Source organism: Streptomyces lanatus, assembly GCF_014655715.1.
Lineage (GTDB): Bacteria > Actinomycetota > Actinomycetes > Streptomycetales > Streptomycetaceae > Streptomyces > Streptomyces lanatus.
Genome location: NZ_BNBM01000003.1, coordinates 201,208 through 221,513 on the forward strand (window position 1 = coordinate 201,208; position 20,306 = coordinate 221,513).

Sequence of the window (20,306 nt, forward strand, 5' to 3'; positions counted from 1 at the left end):
GAGTGGCAGGGCGCGTCCCCGGCGGCCCCGGCCGACTCACCCGCATTCGATGAGATGCCGTTCCCCTCGGCCTCGGCCGGCCTCATCCGCCGGACAGGCGCTCGCGGCCGTCACGGGGCGCGAACACCGCGAAGGCGTCCGCCTCGGTGGCCCGGGCGGCGAGGAAGTAGTCGGCCCACTCGGCCGCCTGCTCGTACGCCGACTCCGCGGCGACCCGGGCGACCGCGGCCGGCACGTCCAGCGGGGTGCGCCGCAGCTCGACCCCCGGCCCGAGCAGCGCCCAGTGGGCGCCGGGCCTGCCGTACGGCATCCCGACACTGCCCGGGTTCACCACGAGCCGCCCGGTCGCGAGCCGGGTGAACGGCATATGGGTGTGGCCGCACACGACGGTGCCGACAGCGGGGGCGACCCCGGCGAGGACCTCCGCCCAGCGTCCGGCGGCGGAGTCGACCAGCACCACCTCCTCGTCGTCGCGCGGTGTCGCATGGCAGAACAACACCTGCCCGAGCCCTTCGACGGGCAGCGTGCGGGACGTCGGCAACCGCTCCAGGAAGTCGACCTGTTCGTCGCGGAGGCTGTCGGCGGCGAACGGGGCGATGGGATCGGGGATCGTCGTACGCGTTCCACGGCGGTACTCGACGAGTTCGCGGTCGGCGTTGCCCCGGATCCACACCGCCCGGTCGCCCAGCCCGGTCAGGAGATCCATGACCTGCGTCGGCTGCGGGCCGTACGCGATGTCACCGGTGAGCACGATCCGCTCCGCGTCCCGGACGTCGGGCTCGGCGAGGACGGCTTCGAGGGCGGGCAGGACGGCGTGGATGTCGGAGAGGACGGCTACTCGGTTGGGCATGTCGCCAGTATCCGGGGGCGAGGGGAGGGCCGGTGGACCCACGAGTTCCCGCGAAGCCCGTACTACTCGCACTGCGAAGGAAATGTCCGAGGGCCCGCGCCGGGGAGGCGCGGGCCCTCGGACGAAACGCAGGCGTGGCTCAGGCCACCGGCTCCTTGGAGAGCACCGGTGCGGTGGTCGCCTCGTGGGTCTCCGGGTAGTGGCAGGCCGTCAGGTGGCCGGGCTTGTTGCCCTCGACCTGGACCAGCGGCGGGGCCTCGGAGGCGCACTTGTCCGTCGCCTTCCAGCAGCGGGTGCGGAAGCGGCAGCCGGAGGGCGGGTTGATGGGCGAGGGGACGTCGCCCTTGAGGCGGATGCGCTCACGGGCCGGAGTGTCGTCCGCCGTCGCCTCGGGCACGGCGGACAGGAGCGCCCGGGTGTAGGGGTGGCGCGGGTTCTCGTACAGGTCGTCGCGGTCGGCGATCTCGACGATCTTGCCGAGGTACATGACGGCGACGCGCTGCGAGAAGTGGCGGACCACGGCGAGGTCGTGGGCGATGAACAGGAACGCGATGCCGAGTTCTTGCTGGACCTTCTGGAGCAGGTTCACGACCTGCGCCTGGATGGACACGTCGAGGGCCGAGACCGGCTCGTCCGCCACGATCAGCTTCGGCTCCAGGGCCAGGGCACGGGCGACACCGATGCGCTGGCGCTGGCCGCCGGAGAACTCGTGCGGGAAGCGGTTGTAGTGCTCGGGGTTGAGGCCGACGATCTCCAGCAGTTCACGGACGCGCTTCTCGCGGCCGCCCGCCGGGTTGATGTCGTTGATCTCCATCGGGCCGGCGATGATCTTGCCGACCGTGTGCCGCGGGTTCAGCGAGGCATACGGGTCCTGGAAGATCATCTGGATCTCGGAGCGGACCGGCGCCAGCTGCTTGCGGTTGGCGTGCGTGATGTCCTTGCCCTGGTACGAGATCTTCCCGGCCGTCGGCTCCAGCAGACGGGTGATCAGACGCCCCGTCGTGGACTTGCCACAGCCGGACTCGCCGACCAGACCGAGGCTCTCGCCCTCGTTGACCTGGAAGTCGAGGCCGTCGACGGCCTGGACATGGCCGACGGTCCGGCGGATCGGGAAACCGCCCTTGATCGGGAAGTGTTTGGTCAGCCCGGAGACGTCCAGGAGGGGAGTGGTGCTGCTCATGGTGGTGAAATCCCGTCTCTTGTACGTCAGTTGGCCGAGCTGCCGGCCAGGTCGGAGAAGTACTCGCCGCGCTGCTCGGCGGTCAGGTGGCAGGCGGAGCCACGTCCGTCGACGAGCTCCAGCAGCGGACGCTCCGACGAGCACAGGCCGCCCTCGACCTTCTCGGCGAAGGCACACCGCGGGTGGAAACGGCAGCCCGACGGCGGGTTCAGCAGCGACGGCGGCGATCCCGGGATCGGGTTCAGCGGCACGTCCACCGGGTGGTCCAGGCTCGGCATGGAGCTCAGCAGGCCCCAGGTGTAGGGGTGCTGCGGGTCGCGCAGCACCTCCTTCTTGGTGCCGCGCTCCACACACCGGCCGCCGTACATCACCAGCACGTCGTCCGCGATGTCGGCGATGACACCGAGGTCGTGCGTGATGAAGATGATCGCCGTGCCGAACTCCTTCTGGAGGTCCTTCAGCAGGTCCATGATCTGCGCCTGGACGGTCACGTCGAGGGCCGTGGTCGGCTCGTCCGCGATCAGCAGCTCCGGGTCGCAGACCAGCGCCATCGCGATCATCGCGCGCTGCCGCATACCGCCGGAGAACTGGTGCGGATAGTCGTCGACCCGGATCTCCGGCTGCGGGATCCCGACCCGCTTCAGCATCTCGATCGCCCGCTCACGGGCCGCCTTCTTGGAGCAGCCCGTGTGCTTGCGGTACGTCTCACCGATCTGCTTGCCGATGGTGTGGTACGGCGACAGCGAGGTCAGCGCGTCCTGGAAGATCATCGACATCTTGTTGCCGCGGAGCTTCTCCAGGGTCCTCTCCGAGGCGCCGTTCAGCTCCTCGCCGTCGAGGGTGATGGAGCCCTCGACCGTGGTGCTGTCCGGGTTGTGCAGACCCAGGATGGTCAGGTTGGTGACCGATTTGCCGGACCCGGACTCGCCCACGATGCCCAGCGTCTTGCCGCGTACGAGGTCGAAGGACAGACCGTCGACGGCCTTGACAGTGCCGTCCTCGGTCGAGAAGTGCACCTTCAAGTCCTTGATGGAGAGGAAGGGCTGCTGATCGGTGCTCGTCACGGGGACGCTCCAGTGAGGGGTGATGCGGGGTAGCTGGTGGGGGCGGGGGTCAGGCGAGCCTGATGCGCGGGTCGATCAGGGCGTAGCAGGCGTCGACCACGATGTTGGCGAGGACGACGAAGCTGGCCGTGACCACCATGACGCCGAGCAGCATGGGCAGGTCGTTGTTGGTCGCGGACTTCACCGCGAGCATGCCGATGCCCTGGATGCTGAAGGTCTTCTCGGTGATCATGCCGCCGCCGAGGAGGACGCCCATGTCGATGCCGAAGATGGTGACGATCGGGCCCATGGCGCCGCGCCAGGCGAACCGGAAGAACACATTGGGTCCGGACAGGCCCTTGGCCCGGGCTGTGCGGACGTAGTCCTCGTTGAGCTGCTCGACCATCTGGGAGCGCGTCATACGGGTGTAGTTCGCGGTGAAGATCAGCGCCAGGATCAGCCATGGCAGCAGGAGTCCGGCGAACCATTCGCCCGGGTTCTCGGAGAAGGGTGTGTATCCGGGCTGGTCCAGGATCTGCCACTGGTACACGAAGAGGTACAGAGCCAGGGTGCCCACGAAGTAGATCTGCATGGACGAGGCGACCAGCGAGGCGCTGCTGGCGAACTTGTCGGTGGCCTTGCCCTGCTTGCGGGCGGCGAGCATGCCGGCGCCGACGCCGAAGATCAGGAACACCACGGACGAGCCGATGAACAGCGAGAACGTCGTCGGGAACCGGTCCAGGATGGTGGAGAGGACGGGCTCGCGGTTGACGAACGAGTAGCCCAGGCAGGGGGCGTCGCAGTTGCCGAAGCCCGGGTACTCCCGGCCGAGGAAGATGCCGCTGAGCCAGTGCCAGAACTGGACCGGCATCGGGTCCGCGATCCCCATGTTGTGGCGGATCAGTTCCAGCGTCTCCGGGGTGCAGAGCTTGCCGCAGGCGATCCGGGCCGGGTCGCGCGGCACCGCGTAGAAGAGCATGAACGTGACCGCGCTGATGATGAACAGCGTGACCACGGCGCCGATGAACCGGCGGACGAGGAAGCGAAGCATGGGGGAGTGGCTTTCCTGGGAGGGCCGTCGTGCGGAGAGGCCGGACCGGGGGTCACCCGGGGGGCCCGGTGGACGAGCCGAGGGTGGGGCGGCACTCGGCCGCCCCACCTCTCAGGTGTGGATCAGGACTTGACGTACATCTTGTAGAGCATGCAACCGTCGAAGTTCGGGTCCATCTTCACGTTGCCGAGCTTGGAGCCGTGCATGTAGATGCGCTTCATGTAGACGTCGGGGACGAACGCGCCGATCTCGGTGATCTGCTTGTCCAGGGCCGCCCACATCTTGTTGGCCTTGTCCTGGTCGGTCTCGGCGGTCGCGGCCTTGATGGCGGCGTCGACGGCCGGGTCCTTGAGGTGCGAGTAGTTCTGGCCCTGGTCGACGACCTGGCTGCTCTCGAAGAGCGGCTGGAACACCGAGTAACCGGTCGGCCAGTCCGCGGACCAGCCACCCCAGTAGACGTCGAACTGGTTGTCGAGCTTGCCGATCTGGTCGTACCAGGTCGTGGAGTCGATGCCCTTGGTGACGACCTCGAAGCCGGCGGCCTTGAGGGCGTTCTCGACGACGACCTTGATCTTCGCCTGCTGCGGGTCCTGCTGGTAGGCGTAGACGACCTTGTAGCCGGACTTGCCGGCCTTCTTCAGGATCTCCTTGGCGGCCTTCGGGTCACCCTCGGGCTTCGCCAGCTTGCCCCAGACGTCCTGCGACTCGTAGCCGGCGACGAGCGGGCTCATGATGCCGGTCGCGTAGTCACCGCGCACCTTGCCACCGAGCAGCTGACGGATACCGGCGGTGGGCCAGGCCTTGATGATGGCCTCACGGACGGCCTTGTCCTTGACCCGGGTGGTGTTGATCCAGTAGACGCTGACGCCGTTGCCGAGCTGCTCGAAGACGCGGTCCTTGGCCTCGGTCTGCGCCTTCTGGATGCGCTCCTGCGGGATGGTGCGCCAGCTGGTGGCGTACTGGTCCTTGCCGGCGTCGGCGAGCAGACGGTCGATGGCCGTCAGCTGCTCGATGCCGAAGGTGAAGTCGAACTGGTCCGGGTAGGCGTTGCGGATCGGGTCCGTCGCCGGGTCCCAGTGCTCGTTGCGGACCAGGGTCATCGACTTGTCGGTGACGTGCGTCTTGATCCGGTACGGACCGCTGGACACCGGCTTCTTGTCGTAGTCCTGCTTGGTGTCCTTCTTGACCGGGGTCGGCGCGTAGGAGTGCATCGCCAGGACGTAGTTGAAGTCGGGACGCGCCTCGGAGAGACGGAAGGTGATGGTCTTCCCGCTCGTCTCGATCGACTTCAGGTGCTTGCCGCCGTACGGGCCCGGGTACGACTTGCGGTACTCCTGCGAGCCCGTCAGCCAGGTCTGGACGTAGAACGCGCCCTCGGTGACGAAGTTGGCGAAGCAGCGCTCGATGCCGTGGCGGACGTCATCGACGGTGAGGTCGGAGCCGTCCTCCCACTTCACGCCGTCCTTCAGGGTGAAGGTCCAGGTCTTGCCGCCGTCCTTCATGGTGCCCGTGTCGGTGGCGAGGTCGCCGACCAGGGTCTGGGAGCCGTCGTCCCCGATCTTGTAACCGGTCAGGGTGCGGGAGATGACGATCGCCGCGAGCGAGTTCCAGGCGTAGTAGATGCGCTGCGGGTCGAGGTGCGAGAAGTCGTCGTCGTTCAGCAGGTAGGCGGTGCCGCCCTTCTTCGCGCCGGCGACCTCGGGGGCCGGGCCCTTGGAGTCCTCGGCGGTGCCGATCTTGACGACGGTCGCGTCGGCCTTGGCCGCTTCCTGCTTGCCGCCGCCACCCGAGTTGCTGGTGCTGTCGCCGCTGCTGCACGCGGAGAGCACGGAGCTCGACGCGGCCACGACACCGGTGGCTATCAGGAAGTTTCTGCGCGAGAAGGACATCGCAATCCTGCCTTCGAAAGGTGAGTGATGAGAGGGATCCGGCACCCCGGCGCCGTCGCCGGGGTCCTGAAAAAAGCCGGAGTCAACGCTTGGTCTTCGGGTCGAGCGCGTCGCGCACCGAGTCGCCGAGGAGGTTGAACGCCAGAACGAAGATCACCATGGACAGACCGGGGAAGAGCAGGAAGGTGATGTCGTCCTGGTAGACCTTGGCCGCCTGGCCGATCATGACGCCCCAGTCCGGCGTCGGGTCCTGGATGCCCACGCCGAGGAAGGCAAGGCCCGCCTCCGTGGTGACCATCGCCGGGACGCTGAGCGTCGCCTGGATCAGGATCGGCGTCCAGAGGTTCGGCAGCAGCTCCTTGAAGATGATGCGTGCCGGAGACGCCCCCGTGACCTTGGCCGCCTCGACGAACTCCCGCTCGCGCAGGGCCAGTACCTGGCCGCGCAGCAGTCGGGCGATGGAGGCCCAGCCGAAGACGGTGAGCAGGCCGACGAGGCAGACGACGGTGAGCCAGACGGGTGTGTTTTCGTCGGCGCCCACGAACAGGGCGAGCACCACAGGGGTGAAGGCCACGAAGAACAGCTGCGACGGGAAGGCCAGCAGGATGTCGATGACCCGGCCGATCAGCCAGTCCGTCTTGCCGCCCAGATAGCCGGCGGTGACTCCGAGCGTCACGCCGATGATCACCACGAGGAGGGTGATGGCCGTGGCGATGAGCAGGGAGTTGCGGATCCCGTAGAGCAGGAAGGTGAAGAGGTCCCGGCCGAGCCCGGGCTCGATGCCGAACCAGAACTCGCTGTCGATGCCACCGTTGGGCTTCACCGGGAAGCTGTTGTCACCCAGCAGTCCGGGCGTGTTCAGGCCGTACGTCGTGTACGGGTCCTTCCCGTAGAGCTTGGCTATCAGTGGTGCGCACAGCGCGATCACGAAGAAGAAGATCACGATGCATGCCGCGGCGATGCCCGTGCGGTCCCGCTTGAAGCGTCGCCAGGCCAGCTGTCCCGGGGACTTGCTCTCGTTGGCCGAGTTGGCGGGAGAAGTGATCGACTTCTCGACGCTGTCGTCGGTTACCTCAAGCGGGGCAGCCGCTGATGGAGTTGGGGGGGTCATGGTGCTCCTGGCCCAAGGGAGGGTCTGAGTGACTCCGCAGGGCACGCTCCCCTACGGGCTACGCCGGACTTTTTCAACGCAATTCATTCAAGGTCAATAAATTCTCGGCCGACTTGGTTGTCTATTTACGTTCTTTACCCTGTCTTGACCATTCCGTAGCTACGCGGGTAGCGCAACGATATTGAGTTGTGCCTTGACTCGGACCAACTAGACGAATCGGGCAGAGAGTTCGATATGCGGATGCTCCCGTATCGAAATGTGTACATCCAGCGGTCGTAATCCAACGGTTCGGCATCGGATCGCGAAGATCCATTGCGTGGTGCATCGAAGATCCATGGGTCGGCGGGGGAGTCGGTGAAGAGGGCGGCCGGTGATCCGGATGGAGAAGTCCGTTTCGCCGGACGTATGGATGCGTGCATCCGGATGGTCTGTCGCCCCATTGGCTTGAGTCCGTGTGCGCTATGTGCCTTTTGACTCGATATTGGCCCGTAACGGATCAGCGCCAGAGGAGGCACTCCATGCGTGGAGCCACGCACGCCCGATGGGCCGCATGCGCGATGGCGGTCGCGCTCGCGACGAGCGGCTGCGGAGGCGGGGGCGACACCGGCAGCGCGGGCGACGCGGCGCTGAGCGCCGCGTGGACCGATCCGCAGAACCCGCTGGAGCCGGCCAACACCAACGAGGTGCAGGGCGGCAAGGTGCTGAACATGATCTTCCGCGGGCTCAAGCAGTACGACCCGAAGACCGGCGAGGCCGAGGACGTGCTCGCCGAGCGGATCGAGAGCACCGACTCGCAGAACTACACCATCACCCTCAAGGACGGCTGGACCTTCAGCGACGGCGAGAAGGTCACCGCCAAGTCCTTCGTGGACGCCTGGAACTACGGGGCGAGCCTGAAGAACAACCAGAAGAACGCCTACTTCTTCGGCTACATCGACGGCTACGACCAGGTCCACCCGGAGAAGGGGGCGCAGACCGCCGACACCATGTCCGGGCTGAAGGTCGTGAACGACCGCACCTTCACCGTCCGGCTCAGCCAGAAGTTCTCCAGCTTCCCCGACACCCTGGGCTACAACGCCTTCGTTCCGCTGCCCCGGGCGTTCTTCGACGACCACGCCGCCTGGCTGGCCAAGCCCGTCGGCAACGGCCCCTACAGCGTCGAGTCGTACACCAAGGGCTCCGAGATGCGGCTGGTGAAGTGGGACGCCTACCCGGGCGAGGACGCGGCCCGCAACAGCGGCGTCACCCTCAAGGTCTACACGGACAACAACACGGCCTACACCGACCTGATGGCCGGCAACCTCGACCTCGTCGACGACGTCCCGGCCCAGCAGCTGAAGAACGTCAAGGCCGACCTCGGCGACCGCTATCTGAACACCCCGGCCGGCATCATCCAGACCCTGGCGTTCCCCTTCTACGACAAGGAGTGGAACAAGGCCGGCTCCGACAAGGTCCGCAAGGGCCTGTCCCGGGCGATCGACCGCGAGCAGATCACCGAGACCATCTTCCAGCGCACCCGCACCCCCGCCACCGACTGGACCTCACCCGTCCTTGGAGCCGAGGGCGGATACAAGGACGGGCTGTGCGGCCAGTGGTGCGACTACGACCCCGCCGCCGCGAAGAAGCTGATCGAGGAGGGCGGCGGGCTGCCCGGCGGCCAGGTGAAGATCACGTACAACGCGGACACCGGCTCCCACAAGCTGTGGGTGGACGCCGTCTGCAACTCCATCAACAACGCCCTGGACAACGACCGCGCCTGCGTCGGCAACCCGATCGGCACCTTCGCCGACTTCCGGGCCAAGTCCACCACCCAGAAGCTCTCCGGGCCGTTCCGCGCGGGCTGGCAGATGGACTACCCGCTCCCGCAGAACTTCCTCCAGCCGCTCTACTACACCGACGCCTCCTCCAACGACGGCAAGTGGTCCAACGAGGAGTTCGACAAGCTCGTCGACGAGGCGAACGCCGAGACCGACGTCGCCAAGGCCGTCCAGACCTTCCAGAAGGCCGAGCAGGTCGTCCGCGACCACATGGCGGCCATCCCGCTCTGGTACCAGAACGGCAGCGCGGGCTGGTCCTCGCGCCTCTCGAACGTCTCCCTCAACCCCTTCAGCGTCCCCGTCTACGACCAGATCAAGGTCGGCTGAGCCCGCCGTGGGGCAGTACGTCGTACGGCGCCTGCTGCAGATGGTCCCGGTGTTCATCGGAGCCACCCTGCTGATCTTCCTCATGGTCAACGTCATGGGCGACCCCGTCGCGGGCCTGTGCGGCGACCGGCAGTGCGACCCGGCGACCGCGGCCCGGCTGCGCAAGGAATTCGGCCTCGACCAGCCGGTCTGGCAGCAATACCTGACCTACATGGGGAACGTCTTCACCGGAGACTTCGGTACGGCGTTCAACGGCCAGGAAGTCACCGAGCTGATGTCGACGGCCTTCCCGGTCACCATCCGGCTCACGATCGTGGCGATCGTCTTCGAGATCCTCATCGGCATCACCCTCGGCGTCGTCACCGGCATGCGCCGAGGCCGCCCCGTCGACACAGGCGTACTCCTGGCCACCCTCGTCATCATCTCCGTCCCCACCTTCGTCACCGGCCTGCTGCTCCAGCTGCTGCTCGGCGTCGAATGGGGCTGGATCAGACCGTCGGTGTCGCCCGCGGCCCCCTTCGGCGAGCTGATCGTCCCGGGTCTCGTCCTCGCCTCGGTGTCCCTCGCGTACGTCATGCGTCTGACCCGTACGTCCATCGCGGAGAACCGGCGCTCCGACTACGTCCGTACAGCGATCGCCAAGGGCCTGCCGAGACACCGGGTGGTCACCCGCCATCTCCTCCGCAATTCCCTCATCCCGGTCGTCACCTTCATCGGCGCCGACATCGGCTTCCTCATGGGCGGCGCGATCGTGACGGAGCGGATCTTCAACATCCACGGCGTCGGCTTCCAGCTCTACCAGGGCATCCTGCGCCAGAACACCCAGACCGTCGTCGGCTTCGTGACGGTCCTGGTGCTGGTCTTCCTCCTCTGCAACCTGGTCGTCGACCTCCTGTACGCCGTACTCGACCCGAGGATCCGCTATGCCTGAGCAGCCGTTCGGCAGGGGAGGCGCGATGGACTTCACCGCGAGCCCGGTGGAGGCACCCGCGCCGGCCGCCCCGCCCAGGACACCCGGGGAACCGGAGAGCGAGGTCGTGGCCGCCCCCACCGAACGGGCCCGCAGCCTCTGGTCCGACGCCTGGCGCGACCTCCGCCGCAACCCGGTCTTCATCGCCTCGTCCCTGATCATCCTGTTCCTTCTGGTGATCGCCCTCTGGCCCTCGGCGATCGCCTCCGGCAGCCCCCTCAAGTGCGACCTCGCCAAGGCCCAGCAGGGCTCCGCACCAGGCCATCCCTTCGGCTACGACGGCCAGGGCTGCGACGTCTACACCCGCACCGTCTACGGCGCCCGTACGTCCGTCGCCGTCGGCGTCTGCGCCACGCTGGGAGTCGCGGTCCTCGGCTCGGTACTGGGCGCGCTGGCAGGCTTCTTCGGCGGCCTCTGGGACGGGCTTCTCTCCCGCGTCACCGACGTCTTCTTCGCCATCCCGGTCGTCCTCGGCGGCCTGGTCCTGCTCTCGGTGGTGACCAGCAACAGCGTCTGGCCGGTCATCGGCTTCATCGTGCTGCTCGGCTGGCCGCAGATCTCCCGTATCGCCCGCGGCGCCGTCATCACCGCCCGACAGAACGACTACGTCCAGGCCGCCCGAGCCCTGGGCGCCTCCCCCTCCCGCATCCTGCTGCGCCACATCGCCCCCAACGCCGTGGCCCCCGTGATCGTGGTGGCGACCATCGCGCTGGGCACGTACATCGCCCTGGAGGCCACGCTGTCCTACCTCGGCGTCGGCCTGAAACCCCCCAGCGTCTCCTGGGGCATCGACATCTCGGCAGCCTCCCCCTACATCCGCAACGCCCCCCACGCCCTCCTCTGGCCCTCCGCCGCCCTCGCCCTCACGGTCCTGGCCTTCATCATGCTGGGCGACGCGGTACGGGACGCCCTTGATCCGAAGCTGAGGTGAGGGGCGGTGGACTCTCTGGACGCGGGTTGCGCGGGCGGGGCGCCAACCGCTGACAGGCTCTCCGAGGGTCTGGTGGCGAGGCCCTTGGCCAGGGCCATCGCTGAGGTGAGGGCCCTGGACTCTGTCGATCCGGGATGCGCGGGTGGGTCACCGACCGTCCGCAGGCTTTCCGGGGGCCTGGCGACGGGGGTCTTGGCCGGGGCCTACGGCGTCGCGGCGATCCGCGGCTCGGCCCCCTTCACGCGGGGGGACGTCGTGCGGCCCGCCGGCCGCCAAGGGTCCCGGTGGCCCGGTGGTCGTCGACCCGGGTTTCCTCCCGCCCGGGGACCGCGGTCCTTCTCGCGCCCGGAGACCTGGGCCCCCGCCCTCGATCCGAAGCTGCGGTGCAGGGCGATGGACCGCACAGCGCGAGACGTACGAGGCGGCCCCCCGACCCGCCGCCGAGGGCTCCGGCATCCCGGATCTCCCCCCGCCCGGGGACCCCAGCTCCTCCCACCCTCGGCGCCCCATCCCCCCGCCCCCACCCCGAAACCGAGGTGACCCCCCGTCATGCTGCTCGAAGTGCGTGATCTGCACGTGGAGTTCCGGACCCGGGACGGGGTTGCCAAAGCCGTCAACGGGGTGAGTTACGGCGTCGACGCGGGGGAGACGCTCGCCGTGCTCGGGGAGTCCGGGTCCGGGAAGTCGGTGACCGCGCAGGCCGTGATGGGGATTCTAGACCAGCCGCCCGGGAGGATCACCGGCGGCGAGATCCTCTTTCAGGGGCGGGATCTGCTCACGCTGAAGGAGGGCGAGCGGCGCAAGGTCCGCGGGGCCGAGATGGCGATGATCTTTCAGGACGCCCTCTCCGCGCTCAATCCCGTGCTCTCCGTCGGCGAACAGCTCGGCGAGATGTTCGTCGTGCACCGGGGGATGTCGAGGAAGGACGCGCGCGCCAAGGCCGTAGAGCTGATGGACCGGGTGCGCATCCCGGCCGCCGTCGAGCGCGTCGGGCAGTACCCCCACCAGTTCTCCGGCGGCATGCGTCAGCGCATCATGATCGCGATGGCCCTCGCCCTCGAACCGGCGCTGATCATCGCCGACGAACCCACGACCGCACTCGACGTCACCGTCCAGGCCCAGGTCATGGATCTGCTCGCGGAGCTGCGGCGCGAGTACCGCATGGGGCTCATCCTCATCACCCACGACCTAGGCGTCGTAGCGGACGTCGCCGACCGGATCGCCGTGATGTACGCGGGCCGGATCGTCGAGTCCGCGCCGGTCCACGACATCTACAAGGCGCCCGCCCACCCGTACACCAGGGGCCTGCTGGACTCCATCCCGCGCCTGGACCAGAAGGGCCGTGAGCTCTACGCCATCAAGGGCCTGCCCCCCAACCTCATGAACATCCCGCAGGGCTGCGCCTTCCACCCCCGCTGCCCCAAGGCCCGGGACATCTGCCGCACCGACGTGCCCGAGGTGCACGCGGTCGACGAAGACCGGGGCAGCGCCTGCCACTTCTGGAAGGAGTGCCTCAATGGCTGAGGCGATCATGGAGGTCGGCGGCCTCGTCAAGCACTACCCGCTCACCCGGGGCGTCCTGTTCAAGAAGCAGATCGGCGCGGTCAAGGCCGTCGACGGCGTCGACTTCACCCTCCACCGAGGCGAAACCCTCGGCATCGTCGGCGAATCCGGCTGCGGCAAGTCGACGGTCGCCAGGATGCTGGTCAACCTGGAACGCCCGACGTCCGGCACGATCAAGTACAAGGGCGAGGACATCACCAGACTGTCCGGCCGCGCCCTGAAGGCCGTACGCCGCAACATCCAGATGGTCTTCCAGGACCCGTACACCTCCCTCAACCCCCGGATGACGGTCGGCGACATCATCGGGGAGCCGTACGACATCCACCCCGAGGTGGCCCCCAAGGGCGACCGGCGGAAGAAGGTCCAGGCTCTGCTGGACGTCGTCGGTCTCAACCCCGAGTACATCAACCGCTATCCGCACCAGTTCTCCGGAGGCCAGCGCCAACGCATCGGCATCGCCAGGGGGTTGGCGCTCCGCCCCGAGATCATCGTCGCCGACGAACCCGTATCCGCCCTCGATGTCTCCGTCCAGGCCCAGGTCATCAATCTGATGGGGCGGCTGCAGGAGGAGTTCAGTCTCTCCTACGTCTTCATCGCCCACGATCTGTCCATCGTCCGGCACATCTCCGACCGGGTCGGGGTGATGTACCTCGGCCGGATCGTGGAGATCGGCAGGGACGCCGAGATCTACGACCATCCCACGCACCCCTACACCCAGGCGCTGCTCTCCGCGGTCCCCGTGCCCGACCCGGAGGCGCGTGAGAAGCGCGAGCGCATCATCCTCGCCGGCGACGTCCCGTCCCCGACGAACGTCCCCTCCGGCTGCCGCTTCCGCACCCGCTGCTGGAAGGCCCAGGAACGGTGTGCGGAGGAGGTACCGGTGCTGGCGGTGCCCTCACCCTTCAGGGAGCCCGGCGGGCCCGTCGCCCACGACTCGGCCTGTCACTTCGCGGCGGAGGCGGGCGTGGTGGAAGGGCAAAACAACGGGCCGGGGTGACATGGCGCACCCCGGCCCGTTCACGGCACCCGCACGGCCGTACGCTGTTCAGCCTCCACCGTCCGTATATCGGTACCGCTTCCGTGAAGTTGCCTGCGTGTTAACGCGGTTCATGGCCCTTTGCCCTGCTATGCCAGTGACCGCTTCAGGAAGTCGACCTGGAGCAGCAGCAGATTCTCCGCGACCTGCTCCTGCGGGGTCATATGGGTCACCCCGGACAGCGGCAGCACCTCGTGCGGCCGGCCGGCGGCCAGCAGCGCGGAGGACAGCCGCAGGGCGTGCGCGACGACCACGTTGTCGTCGGCCAGACCGTGCACGATCATCAGCGGCCGGTGCGGCTCGGCGGGTGAGGAGAGCCCGTCGTCGGTGATCAGGGAGCTTTTCGCGTACGACTCCGGCCGCGTGGCGGGGTCGCTCAGGTACCGCTCCGTGTAGTGGGTGTCGTAGAGCCGCCAGTCCGTCACCGGCGCACCCGCGATGCCCGCGCGGAAGACGTCGGGGCGGCGCAGCACCGCGAGCCCCGCCAGCCAGCCGCCGTAGGACCAGCCGCGGATCGCCACCCGGGACAGATCGAGGGGGTGCGACTTGGCGAGGTCCTGGAGCGCGTCGACCTGGTCGTCGAGGGAGAGGGAGAAGTCTCCGTGGATCGCCTTCTCCCAGGCGGGGGAGCGGCCCGGCGTGCCCCGCCCGTCCGCCACGACCACCGCGAATCCCTGGTCGGCGAACCACTGCGAGGTGAGGAAGGCGTTGTGCGTGGCGACCACCCGGGCGCTGTGCGGTCCCCCGTAGGGATCGAGCAAAACCGGGAGCGGGGTGTCACCGGCGTAGTCCCGAGGCATAAGCACGGCGCACGGGACGCGGCGTGCGCCCCCCTCGGTGAGGATCACGCGCGGGGTCAAACCGGGATCTTCGGCATGAGAACGGACGGTCGCGGTCCGCTTTCCGTCCCGCAGTACCTGCACCTCCGCGCCCGGCCGACCGGGGGTGTGGGAGACCAGTACCGTCACCGCCCCGGCACGCACCGCCCCATGGACGCCGGGCTCCTGTGACACCCGCTCCACGCCCAGCTCGTTCACCCGGTACACATGCACTTCGCCGATCTCCGGATCGGCCGCGGCCTCGCCCGCCGACGCCGAGATCAGTACGTTGTCGTCGGAGACGTCCAGCACCGCGCGGACGTGCAACTGCGGTCCCGTCAGCGGGCGTTCGCCCACCGTGAGCACCCGCGCGCCACCCTCGTCGGCGATGCGCACGAGGTTCCCCGAAGGGCTCCAGCAGGGCACCCCGGGGAAAAGATCCAGCCATTGTGGATCTTCGTCGGCATGCACCATCCGGGTCGCCCCCGTCGCCGGGTCCACGGCGAGGAACAGCTGGCTGCGCTGGTCGCGCGCCTGTACGAGCAGCAACGGCGCACCCGCCGCTGACCAGTGCACTCGCGCCAGATAGGGATACCGGGCCCGGTCCCAGGAGACCTCCGTTCGCACCCCGTCGAGGCCGATCACGAACAGCCGTACCTCCGCGTTCGGCGTCCCCGCCGCCGGATACGGCACCCGCTGCGGCTCCCGCTCCGGACGCGCCGGATCGGCGATCCACCACCGCTGCACCGGCGTGTCGTCCGCGCGCGCCACCAGCAGCCGGTCCGACTCCGGGCCCCACCAGAAGCCCCGGTAGCGCGCCATCTCCTCGGCCGCGATGAACTCGGCCAGGCCGTACGTCACCCCCTCCGACTCCGGCTCGGCGAGCGCGCGATCCCCCTCGCCCTCGGCGCCGACCACCCTCAGGGCGCCCTGCGCGACGTACGCGATGTGCCGTCCGTCGGGGGAGGGGCGCGGGTCGATCACCGGGCCGGGGACGGGGAGTTCACGTGCCGTGCCGGCCCGCAGCTCGGCCGTGAAAAGCCGCCCTGACAAGGCGAAAGACGCCAACTCTACGTCCGCGTCGGTGGCATGGGCGACGATGCCGGCACCGGCCTCACGGCTGCGCTCGCGCCGTGCCCGCTCCTCGGCCGAGAGGTCCTCCGAGGCGCCGCCCAGCAGGGCGCGCGGGTCGGCGGCCACGCGCTCCTCGCCGGTCTCCGTGTCGAGCACCCACAGCGAACTCGCCGGGTCCGTACCGGAGGTGGAGCGCAGGAAGGTGACACGGGAACCGTCGGGCGCCACCGCGAACGCGCGCGGCGCGCCGAGCGTGAACCTCTGGGTGCGGGCGTGCCGTCGGGGGAAGGAGACAGGCTCGGTCGTCATGCCCCGACCATATTGGCCAGTGCGCCCCCTTGTGCGGCTGTGCGCCGATCGATGCGCACGTACGGATAGTTATGATCACTAGCGCATAGTGGGTATGAACCTGCTGGCTGCTCCATGGATTTATCTGCGATCTGTCTGCCCCCATGTCTGGAATTCTTGGAGGTGAGCCGCCGTGGCACTCTCGATTTCGGCGGTGGTGCTACTGGCGATCATCGTCTTCCTGCTGATCAAGAAATCAGGACTGAAGGCCGGCCATGCGGTGGTCTGCATGCTGCTCGGCTTCTACCTGGCGTCCTCGACCGTCGCACCCACGATCAGTGAGCTGACGACGAACATCGCGGGCATGATCGGCAGCATCAAGTTCTGACCGTCCTGGCCGCCTCGTAGGGTGGGCTCCATGACGGAACTGCCCGAACTGCCCGACCGGCGTCTTCTGCTGGTGCACGCGCACCCCGACGACGAGTCGATCAACAACGGCGCGACCATGGCCAAGTACACGGCCGAGGGTGCCCGGGTGACCCTGATCACCTGCACCCTCGGCGAACTCGGCGAGGTCATCCCCCCGGAGCTACGGCATCTCACCGGCGCCGCGCTGGGCGCACACCGCCTGGGCGAGCTGACCGCCGCGATGCGCGAGCTCGGCGTGGCGGACTTCCGTCTCCTCGGCGGCAAGGGCCGCTACGGCGACTCGGGGATGATGGGTCTCGCCGACAACGACGACCCGGCCTGCCTCTGGCAGGCGGACGTCGACGCCGCGGCCGGCACCCTCGCCGAGGTGATCCTGGAGGTACGGCCCCAGGTCCTCGTCACCTACGACCCCGACGGCGGATACGGCCACCCGGACCACATCCAGGCCCACCGCATCGCGATGCGCGCGGCCGAGCTGGCCGCCGACGCCGGGTGGGAGATCCCCAAGATCTACTGGAACCGCGTCCCGCGCGCCGTCGCCGACGCGGCCTTCGCCCGGCTTCGGGAGGATCTGCCCGGACTGCCCTTCGGGAAGTCCGCCGCGGTCGACGACGTCCCCGGCGTCGTGGACGACGCCCGTATCACCACCGTCATCGACGGCACCGCGCACGCCGCCGCCAAGGCCGCCGCGATGCGGGCGCACGCCACACAGATCGAGGTGGCCGAGCCGTACTTCGCGCTGTCCAACGAGCTGGCGCAGCCGCTCTTCACCACGGAGTACTACGAGTTGGTGCGGGGTGAGGCGGGGGCGGAGACGGAGTCCGACCTCTTCGCCGGTCTCGCGCCCGGTCAAGCCACCCGGGAGGCGTCATGAGCTCGATGCTCGCCCAGCCGCTGAAGCTGAAGCGGCCCTCCGCCCTGCGGGCCCTCGCCTACCTCGGGCTCTTCGTGCTCGGCGGCGTCGTCGGCGTCGCCGGGGCGCTGGTGCAGCCGGCGTGGTTCCCGGGCGGGCTGCTGCTCGCGCTCGCCGGCGAGGCCGGGCTCCTGCTGGGCGCCGGCCGGGCGGCGGGCAGCAGGGCCGGGGCCGTGGCGCCGGCCGGCGGCTGGATGATCTCCGTCATCCTGCTCACCGCCAGCCGTCCGGAGGGCGACTTCGTCTTCGGCACAGGAACCGCCTCCTATCTCTTCCTCCTCGGAGGCATGGCGGTAGCTGTGATCTGCGCCACCCTCGCCCCATTGCGGCAACCGGGTGGCGACGGCGTCCGACTTGCCAAGTGACGTACCACTTCTCCACTCGATACTCGTGCGAGTCCCGTGTGGGTTTCCCAGGCGGTCGTGGGATGCGGGCCAGAAGTGGCCAGTATGGTGGTGCGCGCCGCCGAGCCGCCCCCAGCAATGAGGGCGAAACGGGCGGTGGAGCCAACCGGGAGAACCTGCCTTGAGTCGTGAAACTGACACTCCGTCCTCCGGGCCCAACGGGCGCGGCGGAGCCGCATACCCCTCGGGCACGCCGCCGTACGGGACCCCCATGGCTTCCGACAGCGGCGCGGACGCGGCCCGTTCGGGCTCGCAGCCGGAGGAACGCAAGACCGAGACCACGCTGACGACCCGGATCCGGATCAACATCCCCGGGTCCCGGCCCATTCCGCCGGTCGTCGTGCGCAAGCCCGTCACCGAGGCTGCCGAGAACACCGGCGATGCCGCCGAAGTAGAGGCACCGGCACCGTCCGGCGTCACTTCCACGGCCACCGGTCATGTCGAGCCCCAGGCCGAGCCCGCCGCGCAGGCCGACGAGAAGACCAGCGACTGGTTCGCGCCGCGCAAGTCCTCGGGCGGCAAGGGCGGTCAGGGCGGCCCCGCCACCAACGGGGCCGGGCTGCCCGGCGGTTCGGGCGCGGGAGCCAACGGCGCGGGTGCCGGGCGTCCCGGTGGTGTCGTCGGTTCCATGAGCGTGCCCGGCGGCTCCCGTCCCGGTGGCGCGAACGGCGCCCGGCCGGACGGCGGCTCCCGTCCCGGCGCGGGGCTCCCCGGCGCGACCGGCGGCCCCGTGGCCCCCGGGCACGGCGGCGGCACCGGTTCCTTCGACGTGACCGAGGCACTGGCGGCGGGCCCGCTGGGCGGCGGCAACGGCACCTCCCCGGGCGGCGAGGTGCGCCGCGACGACCTGCCGTACTTCTCGGAGAACGGGAACGGGAACGGGAACGGAAGCGGGAGCGGCCGTCCGAACGGCCCAGGCGGCCAGAGCGGCTACGGCGCTCAGGGCGGCCCCGGCGGCTTCGACCCGGCCGCGGACTTCAGCGCTCCGGGCGACTTCGGCGACTTCGGCGGCTCCAGCGACTTCAACGGCCCGAACGGCCATGGCGGCCGGGGCGGCTCACAGGGCCCCGCCGGCCGCACGACCGGCCCGGTCACCGGCGACGGTCCCATGGTGCCGCCGGTCGGCGGCGGCGGACCCGGGGCGCCCGGTGGTTCCGGTCTGCCCGGCAATTTCACCGTCCCCGGCATCCACGCGGGCCCGCCCCGGGCAGGCGGCCCGAACGGTCCCGGCAACGGCCCGAACGGTCCCGGCGGCGGTCCCACGGGCCCCGGCGTCCCCGGCAACGGCCCGAACGGCCCCGCGGGCCCCGGCGCCGGCTTCCAGCCCCCGGGTCACGGCCCCGGCGGCGGCATGAGCGACGACACCGCGATCCTCACGCCGCAGAAACCGGCCCCCGAGCCCGGCAACCCGAACTACGGCGGCGTGGCGGACAACGTCTCCAGCCACACCGTCACCAGCGGCATCCCGGTCGTGCCCGGCGGCGCCCAGGGCGGACCCTTCGGGCCGGGCGGCGACAGCGCGGCACCCGGGCCGCACACGCCCCCGAAGCTCCCCGAGCCGTCCTCCGCCGGCTCCTCGTCCTCCCGCGCGCCCAAGAAGAAGGGCCGCAGCAAGCTGGCGCTGATCGGCGGCGGCGTGGTCGTCCTCGCGGGCGGCCTCTACGGCGCCGGTCTGCTGATGAACCACACCGACGTGCCCAAGGGCACCACCGTGCTCGGTGTCGACATCGGCGGCGGCACCCGCGACGACGCGGTCAAGAAGCTCAACGACGCCTTCGACGACCGGGTCGGCAAACCGCTGAAGCTGTCGGTGGGCGGCAAGACCGTGGAGCTGCAACCGGACCAGGCGGGGCTCCAGTTCGACATGCAGCAGACCGTCAGCACGGCCGCGAACAGCGACTACAACCCGATCTCGGTCATCGGCTCCCTCTTCGGCAACGAACGGGTCGTCGACCCGGTCATGCCCACCGACGGCGAGAAGCTGCAGGCCGCCCTGCGGGACGCGTCCGGCGGCTCCGGCTCGGTGACCGAGGGCACGGTCAGCTTCAAGACGGGCAAGGCGGTCGCCGTCTACGGCAAGCCCGGCAAGGGCATCGACGCCGCCAAGTCGGCCACGGCGGTCGAACAGGCGTACCGCACCCAGGTGGAGACGGGCCAGTCCGGCGCGGTGCAGGTGGCGACGACCACCCAGCAGCCGACGGTCACGAACGCCGAGGTCGACCGGTTCATGAAGGAGTTCGCCCAGCCGGCGATGGCCGACAAGGTCACGATCCAGACGGACGCCGCGCACAGCATCCAGTTCGGCTCCCTGTCGCTGCCGAAGATCCTCGGCGCCAAGGCCGTCGACGGCAAGCTCGTGGACACGTACGACCTCACGGCGCTCAAGACGGCGTACGGCAACACCTTCGACGGGGTGCAGATCAACGGCGCGAGCGGCAAGCGTGATGTCCTGCCACAGGACGTCGCCTCCGCCCTGCGCAAGGCCCTGCGCGGCAAGTCGGCGGCCGAGCGCACCGTCACCATCGACACCAACCCGAGCTAGCCCGACCGCTCGGACCAGGGGGCACCCGGCACTCGCCGGGTGCCCCCTGGCCGTCGTATGACATCTGTCA

16 protein-coding genes are annotated in these 20,306 nt (G+C 69.3%); 9 read left to right on the forward strand and 7 right to left on the reverse strand.

Annotation, left to right across the window (positions count from 1 at the left end):
- Positions 1-82: 82 nt before the first annotated feature.
- The 6 genes from IE325_RS09895 to IE325_RS09920 form a co-directional block, all read right to left on the reverse strand.
- On the reverse strand, positions 83-850 hold the full coding sequence (locus IE325_RS09895) for a metallophosphoesterase family protein (RefSeq protein ID WP_190069413.1): 768 nt from the start codon (positions 848-850) through the stop codon (positions 83-85).
- A 139-nt stretch (positions 851-989) separates the two neighbouring features.
- Positions 990-2,030 carry an ABC transporter ATP-binding protein gene (locus tag IE325_RS09900; RefSeq protein ID WP_190069414.1) on the reverse strand — a complete coding sequence of 347 codons (1,041 nt, stop codon included), beginning with the start codon at positions 2,028-2,030 and terminating at the stop codon, positions 990-992.
- A gap of 26 nt (positions 2,031-2,056) precedes the next feature.
- A complete protein-coding gene (locus IE325_RS09905) occupies positions 2,057-3,094 on the reverse strand; it encodes an ABC transporter ATP-binding protein (RefSeq protein WP_190069415.1) in 1,038 nt (345 codons plus the stop codon).
- Between the two features lie 49 nt (positions 3,095-3,143).
- Positions 3,144-4,124 (reverse strand): ABC transporter permease, encoded by a 981-nt coding sequence (locus IE325_RS09910; RefSeq protein ID WP_190069416.1) that lies wholly within the window; start codon positions 4,122-4,124, stop codon positions 3,144-3,146.
- 122 nt (positions 4,125-4,246) lie between these two features.
- On the reverse strand, positions 4,247-6,013 hold the full coding sequence (locus tag IE325_RS09915; protein ID WP_190069417.1) for an ABC transporter substrate-binding protein: 1,767 nt from the start codon (positions 6,011-6,013) through the stop codon (positions 4,247-4,249).
- An 82-nt stretch (positions 6,014-6,095) separates the two neighbouring features.
- Positions 6,096-7,124, reverse strand: coding sequence for an ABC transporter permease (locus IE325_RS09920; RefSeq protein WP_190069418.1), 1,029 nt, complete (start codon positions 7,122-7,124; stop codon positions 6,096-6,098).
- Between the two features lie 518 nt (positions 7,125-7,642).
- Between IE325_RS09920 and IE325_RS09925 the strand changes: the two genes are divergently transcribed.
- From IE325_RS09925 to IE325_RS09945, 5 genes are all read left to right on the forward strand, one after another.
- Positions 7,643-9,268: a peptide ABC transporter substrate-binding protein gene (locus IE325_RS09925; protein WP_190069419.1), complete on the forward strand. Its 1,626-nt coding sequence runs from the start codon at positions 7,643-7,645 to the stop codon at positions 9,266-9,268.
- 7 nt (positions 9,269-9,275) lie between these two features.
- Positions 9,276-10,199 carry an ABC transporter permease gene (locus IE325_RS09930; RefSeq protein ID WP_190069420.1) on the forward strand — a complete coding sequence of 308 codons (924 nt, stop codon included), beginning with the start codon at positions 9,276-9,278 and terminating at the stop codon, positions 10,197-10,199.
- On the forward strand, positions 10,192-11,169 hold the full coding sequence (locus IE325_RS09935; protein WP_190069421.1) for an ABC transporter permease: 978 nt from the start codon (positions 10,192-10,194) through the stop codon (positions 11,167-11,169). The genes IE325_RS09930 and IE325_RS09935 overlap by 8 nt, the downstream gene beginning before the upstream one ends.
- 549 nt (positions 11,170-11,718) lie before the next feature.
- A complete protein-coding gene (locus IE325_RS09940) occupies positions 11,719-12,693 on the forward strand; it encodes an ABC transporter ATP-binding protein (RefSeq protein ID WP_190069422.1) in 975 nt (324 codons plus the stop codon).
- Entirely contained in the window at positions 12,686-13,729 is a 1,044-nt protein-coding gene (locus IE325_RS09945; protein ID WP_190069423.1) for an ABC transporter ATP-binding protein, read from the forward strand. The genes IE325_RS09940 and IE325_RS09945 overlap by 8 nt, the downstream gene beginning before the upstream one ends.
- A 128-nt stretch (positions 13,730-13,857) precedes the next feature.
- Here IE325_RS09945 and IE325_RS09950 read toward each other — a convergent pair whose 3' ends face one another.
- The gene (locus IE325_RS09950) at positions 13,858-15,969 is read right to left on the reverse strand and encodes a S9 family peptidase (RefSeq protein WP_190069424.1); all 2,112 of its coding nucleotides are present in this window, start codon (positions 15,967-15,969) and stop codon (positions 13,858-13,860) included.
- Between the two features lie 172 nt (positions 15,970-16,141).
- Here IE325_RS09950 and IE325_RS09955 point away from each other — a divergent pair, with 172 nt between their 5' ends.
- From IE325_RS09955 to IE325_RS09970, 4 genes are all read left to right on the forward strand, one after another.
- Positions 16,142-16,336, forward strand: coding sequence for a hypothetical protein (locus tag IE325_RS09955; protein WP_019755516.1), 195 nt, complete (start codon positions 16,142-16,144; stop codon positions 16,334-16,336).
- A gap of 39 nt (positions 16,337-16,375) precedes the next feature.
- The gene (mshB, locus tag IE325_RS09960; RefSeq protein ID WP_190069796.1) at positions 16,376-17,251 is read left to right on the forward strand and encodes an N-acetyl-1-D-myo-inositol-2-amino-2-deoxy-alpha-D-glucopyranoside deacetylase; all 876 of its coding nucleotides are present in this window, start codon (positions 16,376-16,378) and stop codon (positions 17,249-17,251) included.
- Complete coding sequence (locus IE325_RS09965; protein ID WP_190069425.1) at positions 17,248-17,655, forward strand: DUF6113 family protein; 408 nt, start codon at positions 17,248-17,250, stop codon at positions 17,653-17,655. Before mshB ends, IE325_RS09965 begins: the two co-directional genes overlap by 4 nt.
- A gap of 160 nt (positions 17,656-17,815) precedes the next feature.
- A complete protein-coding gene (locus IE325_RS09970; RefSeq protein WP_190069426.1) occupies positions 17,816-20,236 on the forward strand; it encodes a hypothetical protein in 2,421 nt (806 codons plus the stop codon).
- Positions 20,237-20,306 lie beyond the last annotated feature (70 nt).

Bases quoted from the DNA above. Each gene is read 5' to 3' on its own strand.
- IE325_RS09895 (WP_190069413.1), bottom strand. From the start codon at position 850: ATGCCCAACCGAGTAGCCGTCCTCTCCGACATCCACGCCGTCCTGCCC.
- IE325_RS09900 (WP_190069414.1), bottom strand. From the start codon at position 2,030: ATGAGCAGCACCACTCCCCTCCTGGACGTCTCCGGGCTGACCAAACAC.
- IE325_RS09910 (WP_190069416.1), bottom strand. From the start codon at position 4,124: ATGCTTCGCTTCCTCGTCCGCCGGTTCATCGGCGCCGTGGTCACGCTG.
- IE325_RS09915 (WP_190069417.1), bottom strand. From the start codon at position 6,013: ATGTCCTTCTCGCGCAGAAACTTCCTGATAGCCACCGGTGTCGTGGCC.
- IE325_RS09920 (WP_190069418.1), bottom strand. From the start codon at position 7,124: ATGACCCCCCCAACTCCATCAGCGGCTGCCCCGCTTGAGGTAACCGAC.
- IE325_RS09925 (WP_190069419.1), top strand. From the start codon at position 7,643: ATGCGTGGAGCCACGCACGCCCGATGGGCCGCATGCGCGATGGCGGTC.
- IE325_RS09935 (WP_190069421.1), top strand. From the start codon at position 10,192: ATGCCTGAGCAGCCGTTCGGCAGGGGAGGCGCGATGGACTTCACCGCG.
- IE325_RS09940 (WP_190069422.1), top strand. From the start codon at position 11,719: ATGCTGCTCGAAGTGCGTGATCTGCACGTGGAGTTCCGGACCCGGGAC.
- IE325_RS09945 (WP_190069423.1), top strand. From the start codon at position 12,686: ATGGCTGAGGCGATCATGGAGGTCGGCGGCCTCGTCAAGCACTACCCG.
- IE325_RS09950 (WP_190069424.1), bottom strand. From the start codon at position 15,969: ATGACGACCGAGCCTGTCTCCTTCCCCCGACGGCACGCCCGCACCCAG.
- IE325_RS09965 (WP_190069425.1), top strand. From the start codon at position 17,248: ATGAGCTCGATGCTCGCCCAGCCGCTGAAGCTGAAGCGGCCCTCCGCC.